Consider the following 18,270-nt stretch of genomic DNA (forward strand, 5'->3'; position numbering starts at 1 on the left):
CGCTTCACGCGTTTCGGCGCGGCGATACTTATCGCGCTCGATGGTCTGAAAGCATTCAGACTTGCACCGCGCGCATCGCGTTTCGTCGCGCGGCAAGCCGTCCAAGAAGCCTCAAGTCCCCACGCCGACGCCGCGCTCCGCGACCGCGACCGGCTTCCCCCACCGCACCGTCGCCATCAGAGATGCCGCGACGATCATCCCGCCGCCGATCCAGCCGCCAGCCGACACCGTTTCCCCCAGCCACACACTCGCGAAGAGCGCGCCGAACGCGGGTTCGCTGCCCATCAGCAGGGACACGCGCGTCGGGCTGCTGCGGCCGATCGCGAAGTTCTGCGCGAAGAACGCGAACAGCGTGCACGCGCAGACGAGATAGATCACCGATCCCCAGAAGAGCCCGTGTCCGGCGAACGCGGGCACGTGGCGCAGTTGCCCCGGCGCGAAAACCAGCGCGACGACCACGCTCCCGATCGTGACGACGCCCGCCTGCACCGCCGTGATCGACAGCGCGGGCAGGGCTGCCGCGCCGCGCATGACGCGCTTGGTCACACAGACGTTGAGCGCGCGCAACAGGGCCGCCACAAGGATCAGCGCGTCGCCGGAGTTGAAGACGAACGCGCCGTCGCCGGCGAGGAGCCACGCACCCGCGAGCGACACCGCGACCGCCAGCCATTCGATACGGCTCGGCCGCCGCCGCAACAGCGCCCATTCGACGATCGGCGTCAGCACGACGCACAGGCTGATGAGGAACGCCGCGTTTGCCGCGCGCGTCTGCATCACGCCGAAGGTTTCCGCGAGAAAGATCGCGAAGAGCAATACGCCGACGGTCAGCACGCCACGCACGGTGGCGGCATCGGCGCGGCGAAAGTGTCGCAGACTCGGCGACAGTAAACAGAACGTGATGCCGAAGCGCAGCGCAAGGAGAGCGAGCACGGGATAGACCGCCAGCGCCTCCTTCACGACCCCGTAGCTGCTGCCCCACACGATGGCGACCCCGAGCAACATCAGGTCCGAGAGAAGTTGCAGACGCTTGGTGTCGGTTGTCATGGCGCGGCCGGTAAGGAGTCGAGCCGCCATTGTCGAATGATGTATGAACCGCGATAATCGGGTGCGCGTGCACAACCTTTTTGCGTCTCGCGCACAAATGAACCCGTCCGAACTTTTTGCGTTGCTGCCCGACATGGCGGTGTTCGCGCGCGTCGTCGATGCCGGCAACTTCTCGGTCGCCGCACGCCAGCTCGGCAGCACGCCATCGACCGTCAGTCGCCAGATCAAGCGTCTCGAGGACGCGCTCGCCACGCGCCTCCTCGAACGCTCGACGCGCAAGGTCCGCGTGACCGAATCGGGCCAGCAGGTGTATCGGTACTGTCGCGACATGGCGGCGGCCGCGTCGGGAGCGGTCGACGCGGCGGGGCGCGTCGTCGGCAGGGCGCAGGGGCGGGTCGCGGTGAGCGCGCCGTCGGCGTATGCGAAATCCGTGATTCATCCGCTCGTGCCGGCGTTTCTCGCGGCTTATCCCGAAGTCGACATCCAGTTGCGCTTCGACGACCACGATATCGATCCGCTCGACAGCGATCTCGATCTCGTGATCCGCGTGACGGAGCGCCCGCCGCAGGGGCTCGCGGCGCGACCGCTCGGACGCGTGCGCTGGGTGCTGTGCGCGTCGGGCGCGTATCTGCGCGAGCGCGGCACGCCCACGCATCCGCGCGAGCTCGCGACGCACGATTGCATCTGGCTAGGCGAAACCGCCGATGACAACCGCTGGCAGTTCCGCCGCGGCAGCGAGACGGCGAGCGTGGCGGTGCGCGGCCGCTATGTCGCGAATCACGCGGGCGCGCGCCTGGAGGCGGCGCAGGCAGGCCTCGGCATCGCGAGCTTGCCGGAATTTGCCGCCCTCGACGCGCTCGCGGCGGGCGCCGTCACGCGCGTGCTCGACGACTGGACCCTCGAAGCGCGCGCGTATCAGGGACCGGTCTGGCTGCTCTATCCGCCGAACCGCTTTTTACCGCCGAAGGTGCGCGCGCTGATCGACTTTCTGGCGGAGCGGCTGGCTTGAGCGCACCGGCCGTTGGCACGGTCGATTGCATCGCCTCAGCAGAACAGACAGCAAGGGTGCCGAAGCAGGAGGCCGCGGAGGCCGCCGTTCACGCAAGGATCATCGACTTCGAGCCGAAAACAGCGTCGCCGTGTAGACTGCGAATGCTCGTTCGCCACGCCGCGCCCGAGGGCCGCGGCCCAACAGATTTCCTCATACGGAGGCATCGTTCATGCACGCAGCGTTGCCGCAGCAAACGGAGCAGAACGCCGGTTCCAGCGACGCAGGCGCGTCGCAGACGCCGCGCGACCTGCGCCGCGTCGACATCCATCCCGATCATTGGTATCCGCTCGCGTGGTCGCGCGAGGTGAAGCGTGGCAAGACGCACGGCGTCTTTTTCGCCGGCGACCCGATCGTCCTCGTGCGCACGGACTCGGGCCGCGTCTTCGCGCTCGAGGACCGCTGCGCGCACCGGCAGGTGCCGCTGCACGCGGGCGTCGTCGATGGCGAATCGATCCGCTGCTGCTATCACGGCTGGACCTACGACTGCACCGGCCGCTGCATCGACGTCCCTTATCTCGGCCGCGAGCGGCTGCCGAACGGCGTGCGCTCGTATCCGTGCCGCGAGGAAGCGGGGCTCGTCTTCGTGTTCACCGGCGACCCGCTGCTCGCCGGTCAAGCCAGGTTCCCCGAACTTGCCTCCGCGAGCGACAAGGCCTACAAGACGCGCCGCTTCGGCCGCGCGGTCAAATGTCACTACACGTTCATGCACGAAAACCTGATGGACATGAACCATCAGTTTCTGCACCGCAAGCAGATGGGGCAGATGAAGGCGCGCTCGCTCGGGCGCCGGCGCGGCGAGGACTGGGTCGAAGTCGATTACACGTTCGCGCGCGAGGAAGGCAAGCAGCCGATCGGCGAAGCGCTCGTGTTCGGGCAGAAGCGGGGCAACGACAGCACCCGTCCGGACGACGCCCACAAGGACGTCATGACGATTCGCACCGCCTATCCGTACCAGACGCTCAAGATCCGCACCAAGGACGACACGATGGTGATGGATCTGTGGATCGCCTACGTGCCGCTCGATCGCGAGCAGCGCACCAATCGCACGTTTGGCCTGTTGTCGATCCGCCGCCCGAAAGTACCGCTTGTCCTCGATGCCGCGTGGCCGTTGCTCGTATGGTTCACCGAGCGCATCTTCAAGGAGGATCGGTGGATCGTCGAGCGCGAGCAGGAAGCGCATGACCGCCAGGGCGCCGACCACAATCACGAAGTGTTTCCGGTCATCAACGAATTGCGCGCGCTTTTGACGGAACGCGGCGCGCCGGAGCGCGATGCGACCACGCATGGCTTCGACGGCCGACGCGTGCATCTGATCCAGCCGGTGACGGACCTGCCCTCGGCGTCATGAGGCGTGCATGTCGCCGCGCATCGGGCATGGCCCACTGGCGCGAAACGCGCGGCGGCGCTATACAGAAGGGATGCTCCACACGAAGGAGGTGCGACCATGACACGCGACTCGACTGACCCATCCGCCGACGACACCACGACGCCCGAAACGTCGCAGCCCGAGCTCGAACATTTCGATGCGGCGCTCGCGCACGTCGATGATTCGGTCGCGGCGGGCCGGATGGCCGCGGGCGCGGCGAAGGGCATTCTGTACAGCATCATCGAGACGCTCGGTACGCTCGTTGGCGATCCGGATTTGCCGGCGCATGCGCGCTCCGGATATGAGGGATTGCTTGAGACGGCGCGCGAGTTGCGCGCGAAGATCGATTAGTGGGAGAGGCGCTGACGCCTGGGGTCGAGGAGGGGCGGTACGTATAGACCGAAACCAAAGCAAGTTCCCCCTCATCCCAGCGCCAGCGTCAAGCCTCGCCAATTCGCGCGGCGTCGGGCACTATGAGAGCTCTATCGTAAGAGGAGGCCATCATGAGTAAAGCCCAGGACGCCAAGAAGGCGCAAAAGAAAGTCGCGACCAAGACGCCCAAGGAAAAGAAGGAAGCGAAGAAAGTGAAGAAAGAGGCATCAAAGCGTCAGTGATGTCGGCAGGAATGGTTTAAAGAAGGTCTGGGCGCCGCTGGAGGTCGGGTTCATCCAGCGGCGCCTGATCGATTGAAAAGTCGAACATTTCGACATTCCAGCACCCACCTCCGGCGCGCGATTTCCAACCCCTCTGCTTACACGATGTAAGGCGACGCAATGCCGCCTTTGAGCACGCTCCGTAAGCCTCCCAGCCTGTGCCAGCACTCCACCCGCCCCATCCGGACGGCGGCGGAAATACTCGTTAACCAGACAGTGAAAAAAAACGACACTCGCATTTCGTGATGCTTCCGCATTCCGTCTGTAAGCCCTTAAACTTGCGAGCAACAAAATGTAACGAAGTGGACCAAAACTGCACGGACGTACACAGTGCCGCTTTCAGCTCCGCCCAAGAATCCGCCAAAACCGTTCAGAGGAGAAAAGAATGAAGCGTTATCAGAAAACCAAGGCCGCGATGATCGCCGGCGCCGCTTTGACGGCAGCGCCGGCCTTCGCGCAAAGCAGCGTGACGCTGTACGGTATCGTCGACGATTCGATCGTCTATCAAAGCAGCTCGACGAACCTTGCCAAAACCAATCCGGGCCGCTCGAACGTCAAGATGGCGTCGGGCATCTGGGCGGGCAGCCGCTTCGGTTTGAAGGGCGCGGAAGACCTCGGCGGCGGCTACAAGGCGATCTTCCAGTTGGAATCGGGCTTCGACATCAACAGCGGCAGCCAGCAGTTCACGAATGCGATGTTCGGCCGTCAGGCCTGGGTCGGCTTGACGAACCCCGCCTACGGTACGTTCACCGCCGGCCGTCAGTACACGTCGTACTACACGCTGCTCTCGCCGTATAGCCCGACGAACTGGCTCACGGGCTACTTCGGCGCGCACCCGGGCGATCTGGACGGCCTCGACACGATCTACCGCGCAAACAACTCGGTCGTCTATACGTCGCCGAAGCTGTACGGCGTCACGGTGAGCGGCTCGTACTCGTTTGCCGGTGTGCCGGGCAGCGTCTATCAAGGCTCGACGTGGTCGGCTGGCGCGCAGTACGCGCAAGGCCCGATCGGCCTGGCGGTCGCGTTCTCGCGCATCAACAACGCGGCGAACGGCGGCGGCATCTACAGCGGCAGCTCGACGACCATCAACGACACGACGAGCACCACGGGCGCAGGCCAGCCGGGCGTGTCGGCGGTGACGGCCGGCTATCAGCGTGCGCAGGCGCAGCAGCGCTTCGCGGTTGCGGGCGGCTACACGTTCAGCAGCGCGTGGGACGTCTCCTTCACGTACACGAACGTCCAGTACATCCCGGGCCTGAACTCGCTCTTCACCAGCGAAGCCGTCTTCAACACGGCCGGCACGGTGCTGCACTGGAAGGCATCGCCGACGTGGGACTTCGGCGCGGGCTACAGCTACACGTGGGCGAGCAAGGCGAACGGCATCAACGACGCCGCGTCGTACCACCAGTTCAACCTGTCCCAGTACTACTCGCTGTCCAAGCGCACGGGCCTGTACGCGCTCGAAGCGTTCCAGCGCGCGAACGGCAACACGCTCGCGGTGCCGTCGGGTACTGGCGTGAATCGTCAGACGTCGGCCAACGCAACGATCGGCGACGGCTTCCAGAGCGCACCGTCGGCCTCGCGCAGCATGTTCGCAGCAGGCGTGGGTATCATCCACCGCTTCTGATCGACGATCGACGCCGCGCCTTCTTCAGGCGCTGCATGAAAAAACCGGACGCCTCGGCGCCCGGTTTTTTTTCGCCTGCGTCGCGTGGAATCAAAAATCCGACGTCACCGAGAGCAGCAGCGTGCGCGGCGTGCCTTGCGTGAGATAACCGCCCATCGTCGAGCCCCAGTACGCCCTGTTCGTCACGTTCAGCACGCTGGCACGCAGCGTCGTGCCGTGGCCGGCGACGTTGGTTGCATAGCGCGCGCCCAGGTCGAAACGGTTCCACGATGAAATCGACAGCGTGTTCGCCGCGTCCAAATACTGCTTGCCCGTGTGGACGTAGCGCGCGGTGAGCGTGAGGCCGGTCAGCATCGGCACGTCGTATTCGGCGCCCAGGTTGAAGAGAAACCCCGGCACGCCGACCGGGCGGTTGCCGTCGGTCGCGCCGCCGTTGTTGGTGTCGAGCTGCTCGGCCTTGATGAGCGACGCGCCCGCGATCAGCCGCACGCCGCGATACGGCTCGCCATAAACCGACGCCTCCAGCCCGCGATGCCGCTGATTGCCGTTCGTGCTGAAGATGCGGGTGTCGGCGTCGGTATAGGCGGTCGGCTTCTCGATCTGGTACGCCGCGAACGATGCGCCCATGCGTGTCGTGTCGTACTTCACGCCGAATTCGACCTGTTTCGCCCGATACGGCGCAAGCGTCTGCCCGACATTGACCGCATCGGCCGGGGCGGTCTCGCCCTTTGCGAGCGCTTCCGAGCGGTTCGCGTAGAAGGCGACGTTCTGCCACGGCTTCACGACGAGCCCGAAGATCGGCGTGGTGACGGAGTCGTCGTAGGAATCGGTAAGGGCGCTGGTCGCGCTGGAGTAGCCGTTCTGGTGGATCTGCTGATGCCGCGCGCCGATCGTGAAGAGCACGCGGTCGTTCAGAAACCCCAGCGTGTCCGATACCGCGACGCTCTTCATCATCGTGCGGGCCGTGACGGGCGGGTCCGCGAAGTCCCCGGCGGTGATGACGGCGGCGGGGCGCGGCACCTGGGCCGTGTCGTAGAGGCTCGTCGGGTAGGTGCCGGAGAAGTCGTAGGCCGAGCGGTCTTCGATATGCGTGTACGCCGCGCCCGCCGCAATCTGATGCGTCACCGGGCCCGTCGCGAAATGGCCGCGCACGCCGGCTTCGGCCGCGAGCGCGTCGGATTTGCGCGGCACGCCCAGGCGATAGGCCGTAGTGCCCGTGTCGGCGTTGTAGTTCGGCGACGAATAATCGCCGTGCTCGTTGCTGTGATGCGCGCCGCCCGACACATACGCCGTCCACGCGGGCAGGAAGTCGTACTCCGCGCGCAGGATGCCGACCGTGTCCTCCAGATTGCTGTAGGTCCACGATTGCGCGTAGTTGTGCGTCGCGGGGGGGACTGTCGGCACGCCCGGCCCGGTTACGTAGACGACCGAGCGGCCTTCGTCGATTTTTTCGCGCTGGTACAGAAAATCGCCGTGCAGGCGCAGCTTGTCGCCGCGCCAGTCGAGCGAGACGGCAGTCACGCCGCTCTGGCGGTGTTCGTCGTCGATGCTCGTCTCGCCGCCGCGAAGCGCTGTGTTCACGCGGATCCCGAACTGGCCGTCGCTGCCGAAGCGCCGGCCGGCGTCGAGATGCGCGCCCACTTCGCCCGAGCCGCTCGTTTCGGCGGTGATGCGGGTGAGCGGCCTGTCGTCGGCGCGCTTCAGTTCGAGATTGATGCCGCCGCCGACCGCCGAGCCCGTCGGCGACGCGCCGCCGAGAAACGCGTTCGCGCCCTTGAAGACGTCGACGCGCTCGATCGCCTCGGTCGCGACGAGCTGGCGCGGCGTCACGCCGTAGAGGCCGTGGAGCGAGATGTCGTCGCCGGTGAGCGCGAAGCCGCGAATCACGAATACCTGCGCGAAATTCCCGAAGCCGAAGGCGGTGCGCACGGCCGGGTCGTTCTCGACGACGTCGGCGATCGTGCGCGCCTGCTGGTCTTCGATCAGCTTCGCCGTGTAGCTCGACATGCTGAACGGCACGTCGATCGATTTCTGGGTGCCGAGGATGCCGAACTGTCCGCCGCGCGCGACCTGTCCGCCCGCGTAAGTGGGCGCGAAGTCGCCAGGAAGCAGGGCGTCGGCGCTCGCGGTGACCTTGACGGCGGGGAGGGTGTTTTCCGGCGCGGCTTGCGCGGCCGCGATCGTTGGCAGGCTGAGCGCCGCAAGCAGGAAGGAGAAGCGCGCGGCGGCGCTGATCGGTGAAACGCGCGAAATGGATAAGACGTGCATGTCTGGATTTGAAGCGGAATGGTAGTCGTTCGTTGCGATGGTCGAGCTGTCGCTGCGTAGTGCGGCGGCTCTTGGAAAAGCGCCGGATTATATGGGCAGATGCGAATCGTTTTCATTTAAATGAAACGTTCGTGCGGTTTCTGTTGCGTCGACGCGACCGAAAACCGAATTGGCGTCACTCAGCGGGTTCCTAACAATTGTTGACATTCATGCTTTGCGTCTTCCGTTATGTTCCGAAGCTGGTCAATCAGTGATGCCAACGAAAATGAACATCCGCCATCGCCTCGCGTTTCGTCCTCTCCAGGCCATGTTCGCTGCGGGCGCAGCCACTTCCGGGCAAGCCGCTCGGGCTCTGTCGCTGCGGCAGGCCACGCTTATCCTCGCAGGCGTCGCGCCGATGCTTGCCTCCGCCGCTACGGGCACCGTCAAGAATGCGTCGCCGAGAGCCGACGAGCCGTATCAAACGGAGATGATGGATTCCGTGCTGATCGAAGAGCCGCATCAGATGCCGCGCGTCAAGCGGCAGGCGCGTCCTCAAGCGAAGGCGAGTGTGCAACGTACGTCGGCCGCGCGTCGCCGGACGGCGCCGCGCAGCGGGTTCAACGTGAGCTCAGCGAAGGTTCGTGGGGCGTCCGCGCCGCAAGTCGCGGTGACCGATGTCGCGAGCCGCATCGCACCTGTTGCGATGCCTGATGCGGCGATATCCGCAATCGCGAAGCCGGTGAAAGCCGAGCCGCGCCCGCAGCCGATCTTCGACGACTGGACATCGGCGGCGGCGATTGCCGAGTCGGCGTATCCAGCGTATGACGGATGGTCGCGCAGCGCGGCTTCGTCGAGCGATTCGGGCGTACCGGCAGGTGAAATGGCGGCGTCGGCGGGCTTCGGCCTTGCGCCTTTGCCGGGCCGGGCGGCGTCAGCGGGCATCACGGGTGCGCGGGTGACCGAACGCGTCGCGGCGTCGGCCCAGCTTCATAGCGTGGTCGCTGGCGTGGCGATCGTGACGGCGTCGGAAACGGCGGGCGCCGCGTCCGGCCGCAGCCAGCCGATCCTTCCAGTGGCGCGGGTAATGCCGTCCGGCAGCGATGCCGTCGCCGATCCGTGGAGCAGCGCGTGGTTCAGCCGTAGCAGCTTGATGCAGGGTGGTGCCACGAAAGCGTTCGACGCCACGCTCATCGCGGCACCGCGCGACGATTCCCGCGACGACTGGACGCGCGTCAGCGAAGTCCGGCCGGAATCGGAGTCGATGAACGTGCTTGACGCGCGCGAGGTCTGGTAAGTAGCGGGCGCGGGCGCGCGATGTGCTACCGGATGATGTGCCAGCAATCCACATCGAAGGGACACATCGACATGACCGACCCAAAAGACGACACTCAAACCGACCGCCCGACGCCGCCCCAGCAGACGACGAGCGACCCGAATGTCGCCGATCGCCGCCTGAGCGAAGAGCAGAAGCAGTCATCGACGGGCGAGCCTGACCCGCCGGAACCCACGCGCGGCAAGCCGGAACTGCCGGACCCGGCAGGCGTCGGCGAGGCGGGTTGAGCCAGGAGAGTGACGATGGCCACGAGTGAAAAGGAAGGCGTCGCCCCGCGCCTCGAACGTCCGTTCCGGCTGTTTGCCGTGGAGCAGCGCGTGCTGGCGCAGAACGTTGACGGAAAGGTGATCGACATCGGCGCGATGGAAGCGAAGGCGGGCGAATTCTGCGTGCGGCTGGACGTGGACGATATCGTCGTCGAGCCGAAGCGGAGCGCGGAGCTTGCGCTAAAAGCGCTCGTGCCGAAGCTGTCGTTCGACTATCTCGACGGGTTGTTCACGAGTGAGGGCGAAGCGGAGGTAGCTGGGCGATTGCAGGACTTTCCGAACGTCGAGTTTTCGCTGGACGAAGCGTAACGGGGGGCGGCAGCATGCAACCGTACCGGTCGCATGCCATATAGCCACGGCGCCGGGTGCACGGTGCGACGTTACCCACATGCTACGGCAAGCTCTCTACGGGCGAGGGCGAGGCATGGTGGCCCGGCGTCTGCAGGACTTTCCGAACACCGAGTTTCGCCACGCGAAGCATCGGCCCGGCAGCATCAGGTGTCAGTCGCGCGCCACCGTTTCGGCTACCGGCCGCATCAACTCAAGGGCGTCCGCCGCGACGCCGCAGTGCCATCATCGCCGCCCGTCGGCTTCGATGCCGCTCCATGCGGCGTTCGGCCGGCGCCACCGCTGCCATGACCCGCGCCGGGCTTCTCCGGCTTGTCCGGCGCACGCGCCGGAAACACCGCACTAACCAGCCGGTCGACGAAAAAGAAGAACTTGTCAGACGCGTAGCCCGCGATAAACGCGATGGCGAGCGGCGACACTTCCTTGCCGCCCTGCAGCAGTTCGCTGAAGAGCCCGATCGAAATTCCGACGATCACCGCGCTCGTCACATGCGCACGGTTCGCCACTTTCGAGTGCTCGGGATGGAACGTGTTGGCGGCGGAATCGGCGCTCAATTGCCGCAAGATCGCCGCGCACGCACCGAGCCATGCGTAAAGCACCGGCAGCAAAAACCCCGTCACTGCCCCCACGATCGACAGAATGATGTCGTTCACGTAAAGCGCCATCGCGCGGATGTCCTGATACACCGCGATCTTCTGAAAACCCTGCGCGACCGCGTCCTCGGGCGGCGGCGGGTCCTTGTCGCCGGCTTGCGCGCGTGGGGTCGCGAGCAGCGGCAGCGTGATTTCCAGCACCTCGCGCGCGATCGCCAGATTGCATTGCCAGTCGTCCTTTTCCTCGCGGACGATGTACCCGGTCGAGTGCGACGTCGCGTACGCGCTCGGGAAATTGAGCACCGACTTCTCGCCGGGACACGGCGGCTTGTAGGGGCTGCGCACGACGCCCAGCCCCATGCTCGTCGTGAGTGAACTGATCCGGGTCACGTCGGCGAAAAGCTGGCGGTTGTTGGTCGCGAACTGCTGCAATTCCTGCTTGATCTGGAGCGCCGGTTGCGAATTCTGCAACGCGATCACCGCGTCGACACCTTTCACCTTCGCCTCGGTGATCGCGACCGCGTGCGACTGCAACTGGTTGTGCAGCGAGAGCGCGGCGGCGTCGTTGTCCTTCACGACGATCGCGATATCGGTCGAAATCTGGTTCACCACGAAGAGCACGCAAGACAGCAGCACGACGAGCACCGTCAACGCGATCGCCGAGCGCGTGTAGATGCGGATCGCGCGGCGCGCGCCGCGACGCGCATCGTCGCCGGCGGTTTCCGCGACGACCGGCGTCACCGCGTGCGCGATGCGGCTCATCGCCGCGTAAAACGCACCTTCGATCGCCGGATTCCACGAGTGGCTCAACTGCGCGTCGCGCGCCCTGGACATCGAACCGACGTCGTTTTCGTCTAGCACTTTGCCGTTCTGCGCCGCGTAGGAAACCATGTCGCGGCAGTGATCCAGGTCCTCGGCGATCTTCGTGCCGGGATACTGCACCGCCGCCGCGATGCGGCTCATCGCGGAGTAGAAACTGCCGTCGACGGCGTTGTTCCACTTGTTCAGGTCGAGCGCGTGGCGGGCGTCGCGCACGGCGTCGACATCGGCCTTGTCGAGCGTCGTGCCGGTTTCCGCCGCGTGCGACACGAGCCCTTCGCATTTCGCGACGTCTTTCGCGACGCGCGGGCCGGGGTAGCCGTCGGCGTCGCCGGAGTCCGCTCCGGCGGCGAGTCCCTGCGACGAAGGAACGCCCATGCCAGTTACCTCGCTGTCGATTCAGGCCCGGTTTCGTGTGTCGGCAAACGTTTGCTAAACCGATTTTAGGCGGCGATTTATCGGACCGTATGCGTGCGATCGCACAGAAACACGGTCCGCGTTACTTCCCGAGCGGCAACGCCCTCAACTGTTCGCGATATTCGCCGAAATCGGCGAGGAAAGCGGGATCGTCGAAACGCATCAGGAGGCTCTGGTCGATCGTCTCGTTCAGCGCGCCGCCCGCCGCGCGCGCCTCCCGGTTGCAGACTTGCTGGAGGAAGGGGTGGTGCTCGGTGAATTCGGCATAGGAATCGACGAGCGGCGACGTGTACGCGGCGGCGGGGATATCGACTGGGCCGTCGGTTTCCAGACCGCATTCCTCCGCTTTCTGGCGCAGCCACTCGGCCGGGATCAGCGGCAGCAGGTCCTCGGGGTTGCGCGGCGGCGTGAGGTAGCCGCCGCCGACGTTCGCATGCGCGCCCGCGAACCAGCGCTGCTCCAGCGGCAAGGCGCCGCGCGGGTTGGCGCCGAGGGTCCAGAGCGTCGGCTTGTAGAGCGAGCGGTATTCGTTCGCCGCCAGCGCGTGGAAAGCGGCTTTCGTCGTGCTGGAGAGCGTCGTGTCGTGAAATGTGTAATAGCTGGAAAAGCCAGGAATCGCGAGGCCGCCGACCGGAATCCCCAGTTCGCCGACCGTATCCCACACGCCGACGTACTCGATATCCACCACGCGCGAATGCTGGCGTCGGTACTCGACGACCTGGTCGTCGTTCGGGCCGAGGTCACGGTCGCGATAGAGTTTGTACGCCTCGGCGACCGATTCCTCGCCCGCGTCGCGTATCAGCCCGCATTTGCGGATGAGTCCGGCCAGGCTGCGCGCGGAATAGGCGCCGCGGCTGAAGCCGAAGATGTAGATGCGCCCGCCGTCCTCATACTGCTGGCAGAGCCATGCGTAGGCGGACTTGATGTTGTCCGAGAGGCCGTCGCCGAATGCGCCGCCGAGCAGCTTGTCAGCGAGCGCGAAGAGGCCCTGTCCCTGCGTGCCGACGCCTTGCACGTAGCAGGTTTTCTGCTGCGCGGTCACCGGCGTCTTCTGAAACAGTAGCCAGGCGTTGGTGCGGTCGTTGGGTTCGTTCCAGGTGCCGTCGAAGAAAATCGCGAAGTTCATTTTCGGCTGTCTCCATGAGTGCGGGTGCGGTCTTTCATCGGTCTTTTGTAAGGCATAGGTAATGGCGTGGCGCGATTCAAGGTCGCCGCGCACGACGGTGCGGTTTTAGCTGGAGATCGTCGGAAGAAGGCGAGGGCGGAACGGCAGGCTCGACTTGCACGCTTCTGTGCGGCGTGCATCACGGCGGGCCGGTTTGGGGTTGAACGGCGCAGCGAGGGCGGGATCATTCTGTGCGGCGTGCATCACGGCGGGCCGGTTTGGGGTTGAACGGCGCAGCGAGGGCGGGATCAAATAGGGCTTGAGGCGCGCATGCACGCCTCCTAGTCGTCTGGTTGTCTCCGAGTCTGCGTGACCTATGGAGCGAATCATGAAGAAACTGCTTCTGACCGCGTCGTTGCTGGCTTTTGCATCCTCGTTCGCCGCTTCCGCCTTCGCGCGCGACGACGGCCCGCGTTTCGCCTCGGATCTCCTCGATACGCTCGTCGCCCAGCACGCGGACGCGAGCCGGTACATCAAGGACCGGCAGGCGCCGGCCAAGGCGGACGCCGCGCAGGCGCCCGGCGCGACAAACTGAAATCGGGCGAAGTAGCAGAAGCGCGCTCGAGGTGAGCGCGGGAGGACGTTCGTCCGCAGATTCCCGCGCCGGATGCGCGATCAGCACGCGTGGCGAACGGCAATGGCCCGGACAGCCGGCCTTTGACAGGCGGCTCTCGGCAAAAGCGCCGCAGATGTTAATGGACCCTCAAACGGCCGCCGCCGATCACTCCACCGAGAACCCGCGAACGTCGACGGCCGACCAAAAGCGCCTTTTCCCCCGCAACAAAACATCAACAAAGGAATGAAATTTGCGACCCCCGCCCCGACGCGGCGGCCTTCCTGTCCGCCTGACCGACTGATCCAGACTCCCGAGGGCCCATGACAAGGAAAGCAATTTCGATAGCGGTGCTCGGCCTGGCGTGCCTTTCGGCGGGATGCTCGATGATCGGACCGAACCGGCTGAAGGCCGATCAGGTCGATTACGCGCGCGCCCTCGGCGATGCCAAGAAGCGTGAAATTCTTGCAGCCATCATCGGATTGAGGTTCGCGGATTCCCCCGCGTTCCTGACCGTGAGCCAGATCATTGCAGCCTATACCTTCGATGCCACCACCGGCGCCACGCTCAACGCCGGTTCCGGCTCGCAGCCGAACTACGCGCTGGCGACAGGCGCGGTGTCCTACTCAAACCACCCGACCTTCACCTTCACTCCGACGACAGGCGAAGCCTACGCAAGCGCCTATATCCGTCCGCTCGCGCCGACACTCGTGATGCCGCTCGCCGAAAGCGGCATGCCGATCGATCTCCTCCTGCGCATCACTGCGCAGTCGATCGGCGGGTTGCAGAACGGCACCGCGCTCGGCGGCCCGAACAGCTCGGGCGCGCCGGAGTTCTTCCAGCTCCTGCGGGTACTGCGGCGGCTGCAACTGGCGGGCGAGCTGAACATCGAATCGCGCGACGAGAAGCACACCGGCCGGGTGTTCATCACGATCGGCGCGACTTCCAGCGGCGCCTCGAAGCAAACTACCGCCGATCTCGCGAGCGTCCGCAAGCTTCTGAAACTCTCGCCGAAGACGAAGACCTATGAGATCGTCTACGGACAGTCCGCGCAGCGCGGCGACCACATTCCGATGGTCACGCGCTCGGTGCTCGGCATTCTGACGGACCTGGGCGCACAGGTGAACGTGCCCGACGAGCAGGTCAATAGCGGCTCGACGCAGCCGACCATCGGACTGATCGGCGGGGAGACACGTCCGACGATCATCGTCAGCACGGGCAGGAAAGCGCCGCCCGATGCCTACGTGAACATCCTGTACGGACAGTCGGAGTACTGGATCGAGCGCAGCGACTTCGATTCGAAATACGCGTTTACGGTCGTGCAGAACCTGATGGCGCTCGCGGAGGTGACGCAGGATTCAAAGGCGCCGATCGTGACGATTCCGGCGAATTAGCGTGATCAAAAGAAACGCCGCGTAATATTTCGAATTAATTCCTCAGCGGGAATCTCGCGCGCAAACGCTCGCAAGCGTTTGCGCGATTTGTTTTGTAAGCTTCTTTTGTGTCATGTTATAGAGCGTTGAAAATCCAATAACCGTCAGACACGGAAAACATACGGGCAAGCGAAATCGATGTGGATCGTCAGACTCGCGCTCCGGCGCCCGTACACGTTTATCGTTCTGTCGTTGCTGTTGCTGATCATCGGTCCGCTCGTGATCGTGCGCACGCCGACCGATATCTTTCCTAACATCGACATCCCCGTCGTCTCCGTGATCTGGTCGTACAACGGCCTGCCGCCCGACCAGATGGAACGGCGCATCACGCTCAACTACGAGCGCGGGCTCTCGGTGGCGGTGAACGACATCGAACACATCGAGTCGGAGTCGCTGCCGGGCATCGCGGTGATCCGCATCTTTTTCCAGCCGAACGCGAACGTCGATGAAGCGATCGCCGAAATCACGGCGCTCTCGCAGACGCAGCTCCGCGCGCTGCCGCCCGGCATCACGCCGCCGAACATCCTGCGCTACAACGCGTCGACGGTGCCGATCCTGCGGCTCGCGCTTTCGTCGATGGAACTCACGGAGCAGCAGCTCTACGACTTCGGCAACAGCTTCCTCAAGACGCAGCTCGCGACCGTGCAGGGCGCTTCGGTGCCGCTGCCTTACGGCGGCAAGCAGCGCCAGATCATGGTCGATATCGACTCGCGCAAGCTCCAGGCGAAAAACCTCGCGCCGACCGACGTCGTCAATGCGATCAGCGCGCAGAACCTGATCTTGCCGACCGGCACGACCAAGATCGGTCCGACCGAATATTCGGTGGGCCTGAACGCGAGCCCGAACTCGATCGAAGGGCTCAACGACATCCCGATCCGCACCGGCCCGAACGGCACGATCTATATCAAGGACGTGGCGCACGTGCGCGATGGTTTTCAGCCGCAGACGAACATCGTGCGCCTCGACGGCACGCGCGCATCGTTGCTCACGATCAACAAGAGCGGCAACGCGTCGACGCTCGACATCGTGTCGCGCGTGAAGGCGCTCCTGCCGACGTTGAAAGGCCTCGTGCCCGAGTCGCTCAAAATCGAGCCGGTCGCGGACCAGTCGCTCTTCGTGCGCGCGTCGGTGTCGGGCGTGCTGCGCGAGGCGGTGATCGCGGCGGGCCTGACGGCGCTGATGGTGCTGCTGTTCCTCGGCAGTTGGCGCGCCACGCTCATCATCGCGATATCGATCCCGCTTTCCATGCTCACGTCGATCGTGATGCTCTCCGCGATCGGCCAGACAATCAACATCATGACGCTCGGCGGCCTCGCGCTCGCGGTGGGTATCCTCGTCGACGATGCGACCGTCGCCATCGAAAACATCAGCCAGAACCTGGAGCAGGGCAAGGAACTGGAACAGGCGATTCTCGACGGCGCGCAGCAGATCGCCGTGCCGACGCTCGTCTCGACGCTTGCCATCTGCATCGTATTCATCCCGATGTTCCTGCTGACGGGCGTCGCGCATTACCTCTTCGTGCCGCTCGCCGAAGCGGTCGTGTTCGCGATGCTCGCGTCGTACTTCTTCTCGCGCACGCTGGTGCCGACGCTTGCGAAATACCTGCTGCGCAACCACGAGCACATGGGCGGCGACGTCGAGGGCATGAAGGGTTCGAAGAATCCGTTCGTGCGCATCCATCTCGGGTTCGAGCGGCGTTTCGAGTCGGTGCGGCATCGCTATCGCGGCTTTCTCGAAGCGCAACTGAAGCATCCGGGCCGCTTCGCGCTGATCTTCCTGCTGTGCTGCCTGCTCTCGCTCGGGCTCGCGCCGTTCCTCGGACGCGACTTCTTCCCGTCCGTCGATGCCGGCGTCATCGCGATGCACTTGCGCACGCGCACCGGCACGCGCATCGAGGAGACGGCCGCGCTGACCGATCGCGTCGACCAGCGCGTGCGCCAGTTGATCCCGAAGAACGAAGTGCATTCGATCATCGACAACATCGGCCTGCCGGTGTCGGGCATCAACCTCTCGTACAGCAACACGGGCGCGATCAGTTCCGCCGATGCCGACGTGCTCATCAGCCTGAGCGAAGACCACAAGCCGACCGCCGATTACATCCACGAGTTGCGCCAGAAGCTGCCCGCCGAGTTCCCGGGCGTCGCGTTCTCGTTCCTGCCGGCCGACATCGTCAGCCAGATCCTGAACTTCGGCGTGCCCGCGCCGATCGACATCGAAATCGTGGGGCGCGACGTGCAGGGCAACCGCGCGTTCGCGAACCGCCTGCTCGCGAAGATACGCGGCGTGCCGGGGCTCGTCGATGCGCGCATCCAGCAGCCGTCCGACCTGCCGACGATCAACGTCGAAGTCGATCGAACGAAGGCGTTGCAGGCGGGCTTCACGCAGCGCGACGTGGCGAACAATCTGCTGATCACGCTCTCCGGCAGCCAGCAGACGACGCCGACCTTCTGGCTCAATCCGGCCAACGGCGTGAGCTACAACGTGATCACCTCGGCGCCGCAATACGACATGGATTCACTGCAATCGGTGGCGAACATTCCGGTGACGTCGTCCACGGGCCGCACAAACCTGCTCGGCTCGCTCGCGCAGCTTTCGCGCGGCTCGCGCGAAGCGGTCGTGTATCACTACAACGCGCAGACGAGCATCAACCTTTACGCAACCACCGAGCGGCGCGACCTGGGCGCGGTGTCGGATGACGTGCAGCGCATCATCGACGAAGCGCGCGGCCAGTTGCCGAAGGGTTCGTCGATCAGCATCCGCGGTCAGGTCGAGACGATGAACTCGTCGTTCAACGGTCTCGCGTTCGGCCTCATTCTCGCGGTCGTGCTGGTGTATCTGCTGATCGTCGTGAACTTCCAGTCGTGGCTCGATCCGTTCATCATCATCACGGCGCTGCCGGGCGCGCTCGCGGGCATCGTCTGGATGCTGTTCCTCACACACACCACGCTTTCGATTCCCGCGCTCACCGGCGCGATCATGTGTATCGGCATCGCGACGGCGAACAGCATTCTCGTCGTGAGCTTTGCGCGCAGCGCGTTGCAGGAGCATGGCGACGCGGTGCGCTCGGCGCTCGAAGCGGGCTTCACGCGCTTCCGGCCGGTGCTCATGACCGCGCTCGCGATGATGATCGGCATGGTGCCGATGGCGATCGGCCTCGGCGAAGGCGGCGAGCAGAACGCGCCGCTCGGACGCGCGGTGATCGGCGGGCTGATGGTCGGCACGCTCGCGACGCTGTTCTTCGTGCCGGTCGTGTTTTCGATGATCTACACGCGGCTCGAAGCGCGCGCGAAGAAAGCGAACGCAGGTTCACCGCCGCCACAACGGCAGCAGACGGAATAACTCGGAGCGT

General features: G+C 65.0%; 14 protein-coding genes. 10 read left to right on the forward strand and 4 right to left on the reverse strand.

Annotated elements, in window-relative coordinates:
* Positions 1 to 111: 111 nt before the first annotated feature.
* A complete protein-coding gene (locus tag AWB65_RS06020) occupies positions 112 to 1,044 on the reverse strand; it encodes a DMT family transporter (protein WP_087666260.1) in 933 nt (310 codons plus the stop codon).
* A 97-nt stretch (positions 1,045 to 1,141) separates the two neighbouring features.
* On the opposite strand from AWB65_RS06020, the gene AWB65_RS06025 reads away from it, so the two are divergent.
* From AWB65_RS06025 to AWB65_RS06040, 4 genes are all read left to right on the forward strand, one after another.
* Positions 1,142 to 2,053, forward strand: coding sequence for a LysR family transcriptional regulator (locus AWB65_RS06025; protein ID WP_087666328.1), 912 nt, complete (start codon positions 1,142 to 1,144; stop codon positions 2,051 to 2,053).
* Between the two features lie 211 nt (positions 2,054 to 2,264).
* The gene (locus AWB65_RS06030; protein ID WP_087666261.1) at positions 2,265 to 3,443 is read left to right on the forward strand and encodes a Rieske 2Fe-2S domain-containing protein; all 1,179 of its coding nucleotides are present in this window, start codon (positions 2,265 to 2,267) and stop codon (positions 3,441 to 3,443) included.
* Positions 3,444 to 3,539: 96 nt separating this feature from the next.
* Positions 3,540 to 3,812, forward strand: coding sequence for a hypothetical protein (locus AWB65_RS06035; protein ID WP_087666262.1), 273 nt, complete (start codon positions 3,540 to 3,542; stop codon positions 3,810 to 3,812).
* A 687-nt stretch (positions 3,813 to 4,499) separates the two neighbouring features.
* Complete coding sequence (locus tag AWB65_RS06040; RefSeq protein WP_087666263.1) at positions 4,500 to 5,744, forward strand: porin; 1,245 nt, start codon at positions 4,500 to 4,502, stop codon at positions 5,742 to 5,744.
* 90 nt (positions 5,745 to 5,834) lie between these two features.
* On the opposite strand, the gene AWB65_RS06045 is transcribed toward AWB65_RS06040, so the two are convergent.
* Positions 5,835 to 8,012, reverse strand: a complete 2,178-nt coding sequence (locus AWB65_RS06045) for a TonB-dependent receptor (RefSeq protein ID WP_087666264.1) — start codon at positions 8,010 to 8,012, stop codon at positions 5,835 to 5,837.
* Positions 8,013 to 8,265: 253 nt separating this feature from the next.
* On the opposite strand from AWB65_RS06045, the gene AWB65_RS06050 reads away from it, so the two are divergent.
* From AWB65_RS06050 to AWB65_RS06060, 3 genes are all read left to right on the forward strand, one after another.
* Complete coding sequence (locus AWB65_RS06050; RefSeq protein ID WP_235007517.1) at positions 8,266 to 9,288, forward strand: hypothetical protein; 1,023 nt, start codon at positions 8,266 to 8,268, stop codon at positions 9,286 to 9,288.
* A 71-nt stretch (positions 9,289 to 9,359) separates the two neighbouring features.
* Entirely contained in the window at positions 9,360 to 9,554 is a 195-nt protein-coding gene (locus tag AWB65_RS06055) for a hypothetical protein (protein ID WP_087655979.1), read from the forward strand.
* 15 nt (positions 9,555 to 9,569) lie between these two features.
* Entirely contained in the window at positions 9,570 to 9,902 is a 333-nt protein-coding gene (locus AWB65_RS06060) for a hypothetical protein (RefSeq protein ID WP_087666266.1), read from the forward strand.
* Between the two features lie 227 nt (positions 9,903 to 10,129).
* On the opposite strand, the gene AWB65_RS06065 is transcribed toward AWB65_RS06060, so the two are convergent.
* Both AWB65_RS06065 and AWB65_RS06070 read right to left on the reverse strand, forming a co-directional pair.
* Positions 10,130 to 11,731 carry a hypothetical protein gene (locus AWB65_RS06065; protein ID WP_235007518.1) on the reverse strand — a complete coding sequence of 534 codons (1,602 nt, stop codon included), beginning with the start codon at positions 11,729 to 11,731 and terminating at the stop codon, positions 10,130 to 10,132.
* A gap of 121 nt (positions 11,732 to 11,852) precedes the next feature.
* Positions 11,853 to 12,896: a T6SS phospholipase effector Tle1-like catalytic domain-containing protein gene (locus AWB65_RS06070; RefSeq protein WP_087666267.1), complete on the reverse strand. Its 1,044-nt coding sequence runs from the start codon at positions 12,894 to 12,896 to the stop codon at positions 11,853 to 11,855.
* A gap of 367 nt (positions 12,897 to 13,263) precedes the next feature.
* Between AWB65_RS06070 and AWB65_RS06075 the strand changes: the two genes are divergently transcribed.
* The 3 genes from AWB65_RS06075 (at position 13,264) to AWB65_RS06085 (ending at position 18,260) form a co-directional block, all read left to right on the forward strand.
* Positions 13,264 to 13,470 carry a hypothetical protein gene (locus AWB65_RS06075; RefSeq protein WP_087666268.1) on the forward strand — a complete coding sequence of 69 codons (207 nt, stop codon included), beginning with the start codon at positions 13,264 to 13,266 and terminating at the stop codon, positions 13,468 to 13,470.
* A 341-nt stretch (positions 13,471 to 13,811) separates the two neighbouring features.
* Positions 13,812 to 14,882, forward strand: a complete 1,071-nt coding sequence (locus AWB65_RS06080; protein ID WP_087666269.1) for a hypothetical protein — start codon at positions 13,812 to 13,814, stop codon at positions 14,880 to 14,882.
* Between the two features lie 177 nt (positions 14,883 to 15,059).
* The gene (locus AWB65_RS06085) at positions 15,060 to 18,260 is read left to right on the forward strand and encodes an efflux RND transporter permease subunit (protein ID WP_087666270.1); all 3,201 of its coding nucleotides are present in this window, start codon (positions 15,060 to 15,062) and stop codon (positions 18,258 to 18,260) included.
* Positions 18,261 to 18,270: the final 10 nt, after the last annotated feature.

The sequence above is a fragment of the Caballeronia humi genome, assembly GCF_001544475.1.
Lineage (GTDB): Bacteria > Pseudomonadota > Gammaproteobacteria > Burkholderiales > Burkholderiaceae > Caballeronia > Caballeronia humi.

Bases quoted from the DNA above. Each gene is read 5' to 3' on its own strand.
- AWB65_RS06020 (WP_087666260.1), bottom strand. From the start codon at position 1,044: ATGACAACCGACACCAAGCGTCTGCAACTTCTCTCGGACCTGATGTTG.
- AWB65_RS06025 (WP_087666328.1), top strand. From the start codon at position 1,142: ATGAACCCGTCCGAACTTTTTGCGTTGCTGCCCGACATGGCGGTGTTC.
- AWB65_RS06030 (WP_087666261.1), top strand. From the start codon at position 2,265: ATGCACGCAGCGTTGCCGCAGCAAACGGAGCAGAACGCCGGTTCCAGC.
- AWB65_RS06035 (WP_087666262.1), top strand. From the start codon at position 3,540: ATGACACGCGACTCGACTGACCCATCCGCCGACGACACCACGACGCCC.
- AWB65_RS06040 (WP_087666263.1), top strand. From the start codon at position 4,500: ATGAAGCGTTATCAGAAAACCAAGGCCGCGATGATCGCCGGCGCCGCT.
- AWB65_RS06045 (WP_087666264.1), bottom strand. From the start codon at position 8,012: ATGCACGTCTTATCCATTTCGCGCGTTTCACCGATCAGCGCCGCCGCG.
- AWB65_RS06050 (WP_235007517.1), top strand. From the start codon at position 8,266: ATGCCAACGAAAATGAACATCCGCCATCGCCTCGCGTTTCGTCCTCTC.
- AWB65_RS06055 (WP_087655979.1), top strand. From the start codon at position 9,360: ATGACCGACCCAAAAGACGACACTCAAACCGACCGCCCGACGCCGCCC.
- AWB65_RS06060 (WP_087666266.1), top strand. From the start codon at position 9,570: ATGGCCACGAGTGAAAAGGAAGGCGTCGCCCCGCGCCTCGAACGTCCG.
- AWB65_RS06065 (WP_235007518.1), bottom strand. From the start codon at position 11,731: ATGGGCGTTCCTTCGTCGCAGGGACTCGCCGCCGGAGCGGACTCCGGC.
- AWB65_RS06070 (WP_087666267.1), bottom strand. From the start codon at position 12,896: ATGAACTTCGCGATTTTCTTCGACGGCACCTGGAACGAACCCAACGAC.
- AWB65_RS06075 (WP_087666268.1), top strand. From the start codon at position 13,264: ATGAAGAAACTGCTTCTGACCGCGTCGTTGCTGGCTTTTGCATCCTCG.
- AWB65_RS06080 (WP_087666269.1), top strand. From the start codon at position 13,812: ATGACAAGGAAAGCAATTTCGATAGCGGTGCTCGGCCTGGCGTGCCTT.
- AWB65_RS06085 (WP_087666270.1), top strand. From the start codon at position 15,060: ATGTGGATCGTCAGACTCGCGCTCCGGCGCCCGTACACGTTTATCGTT.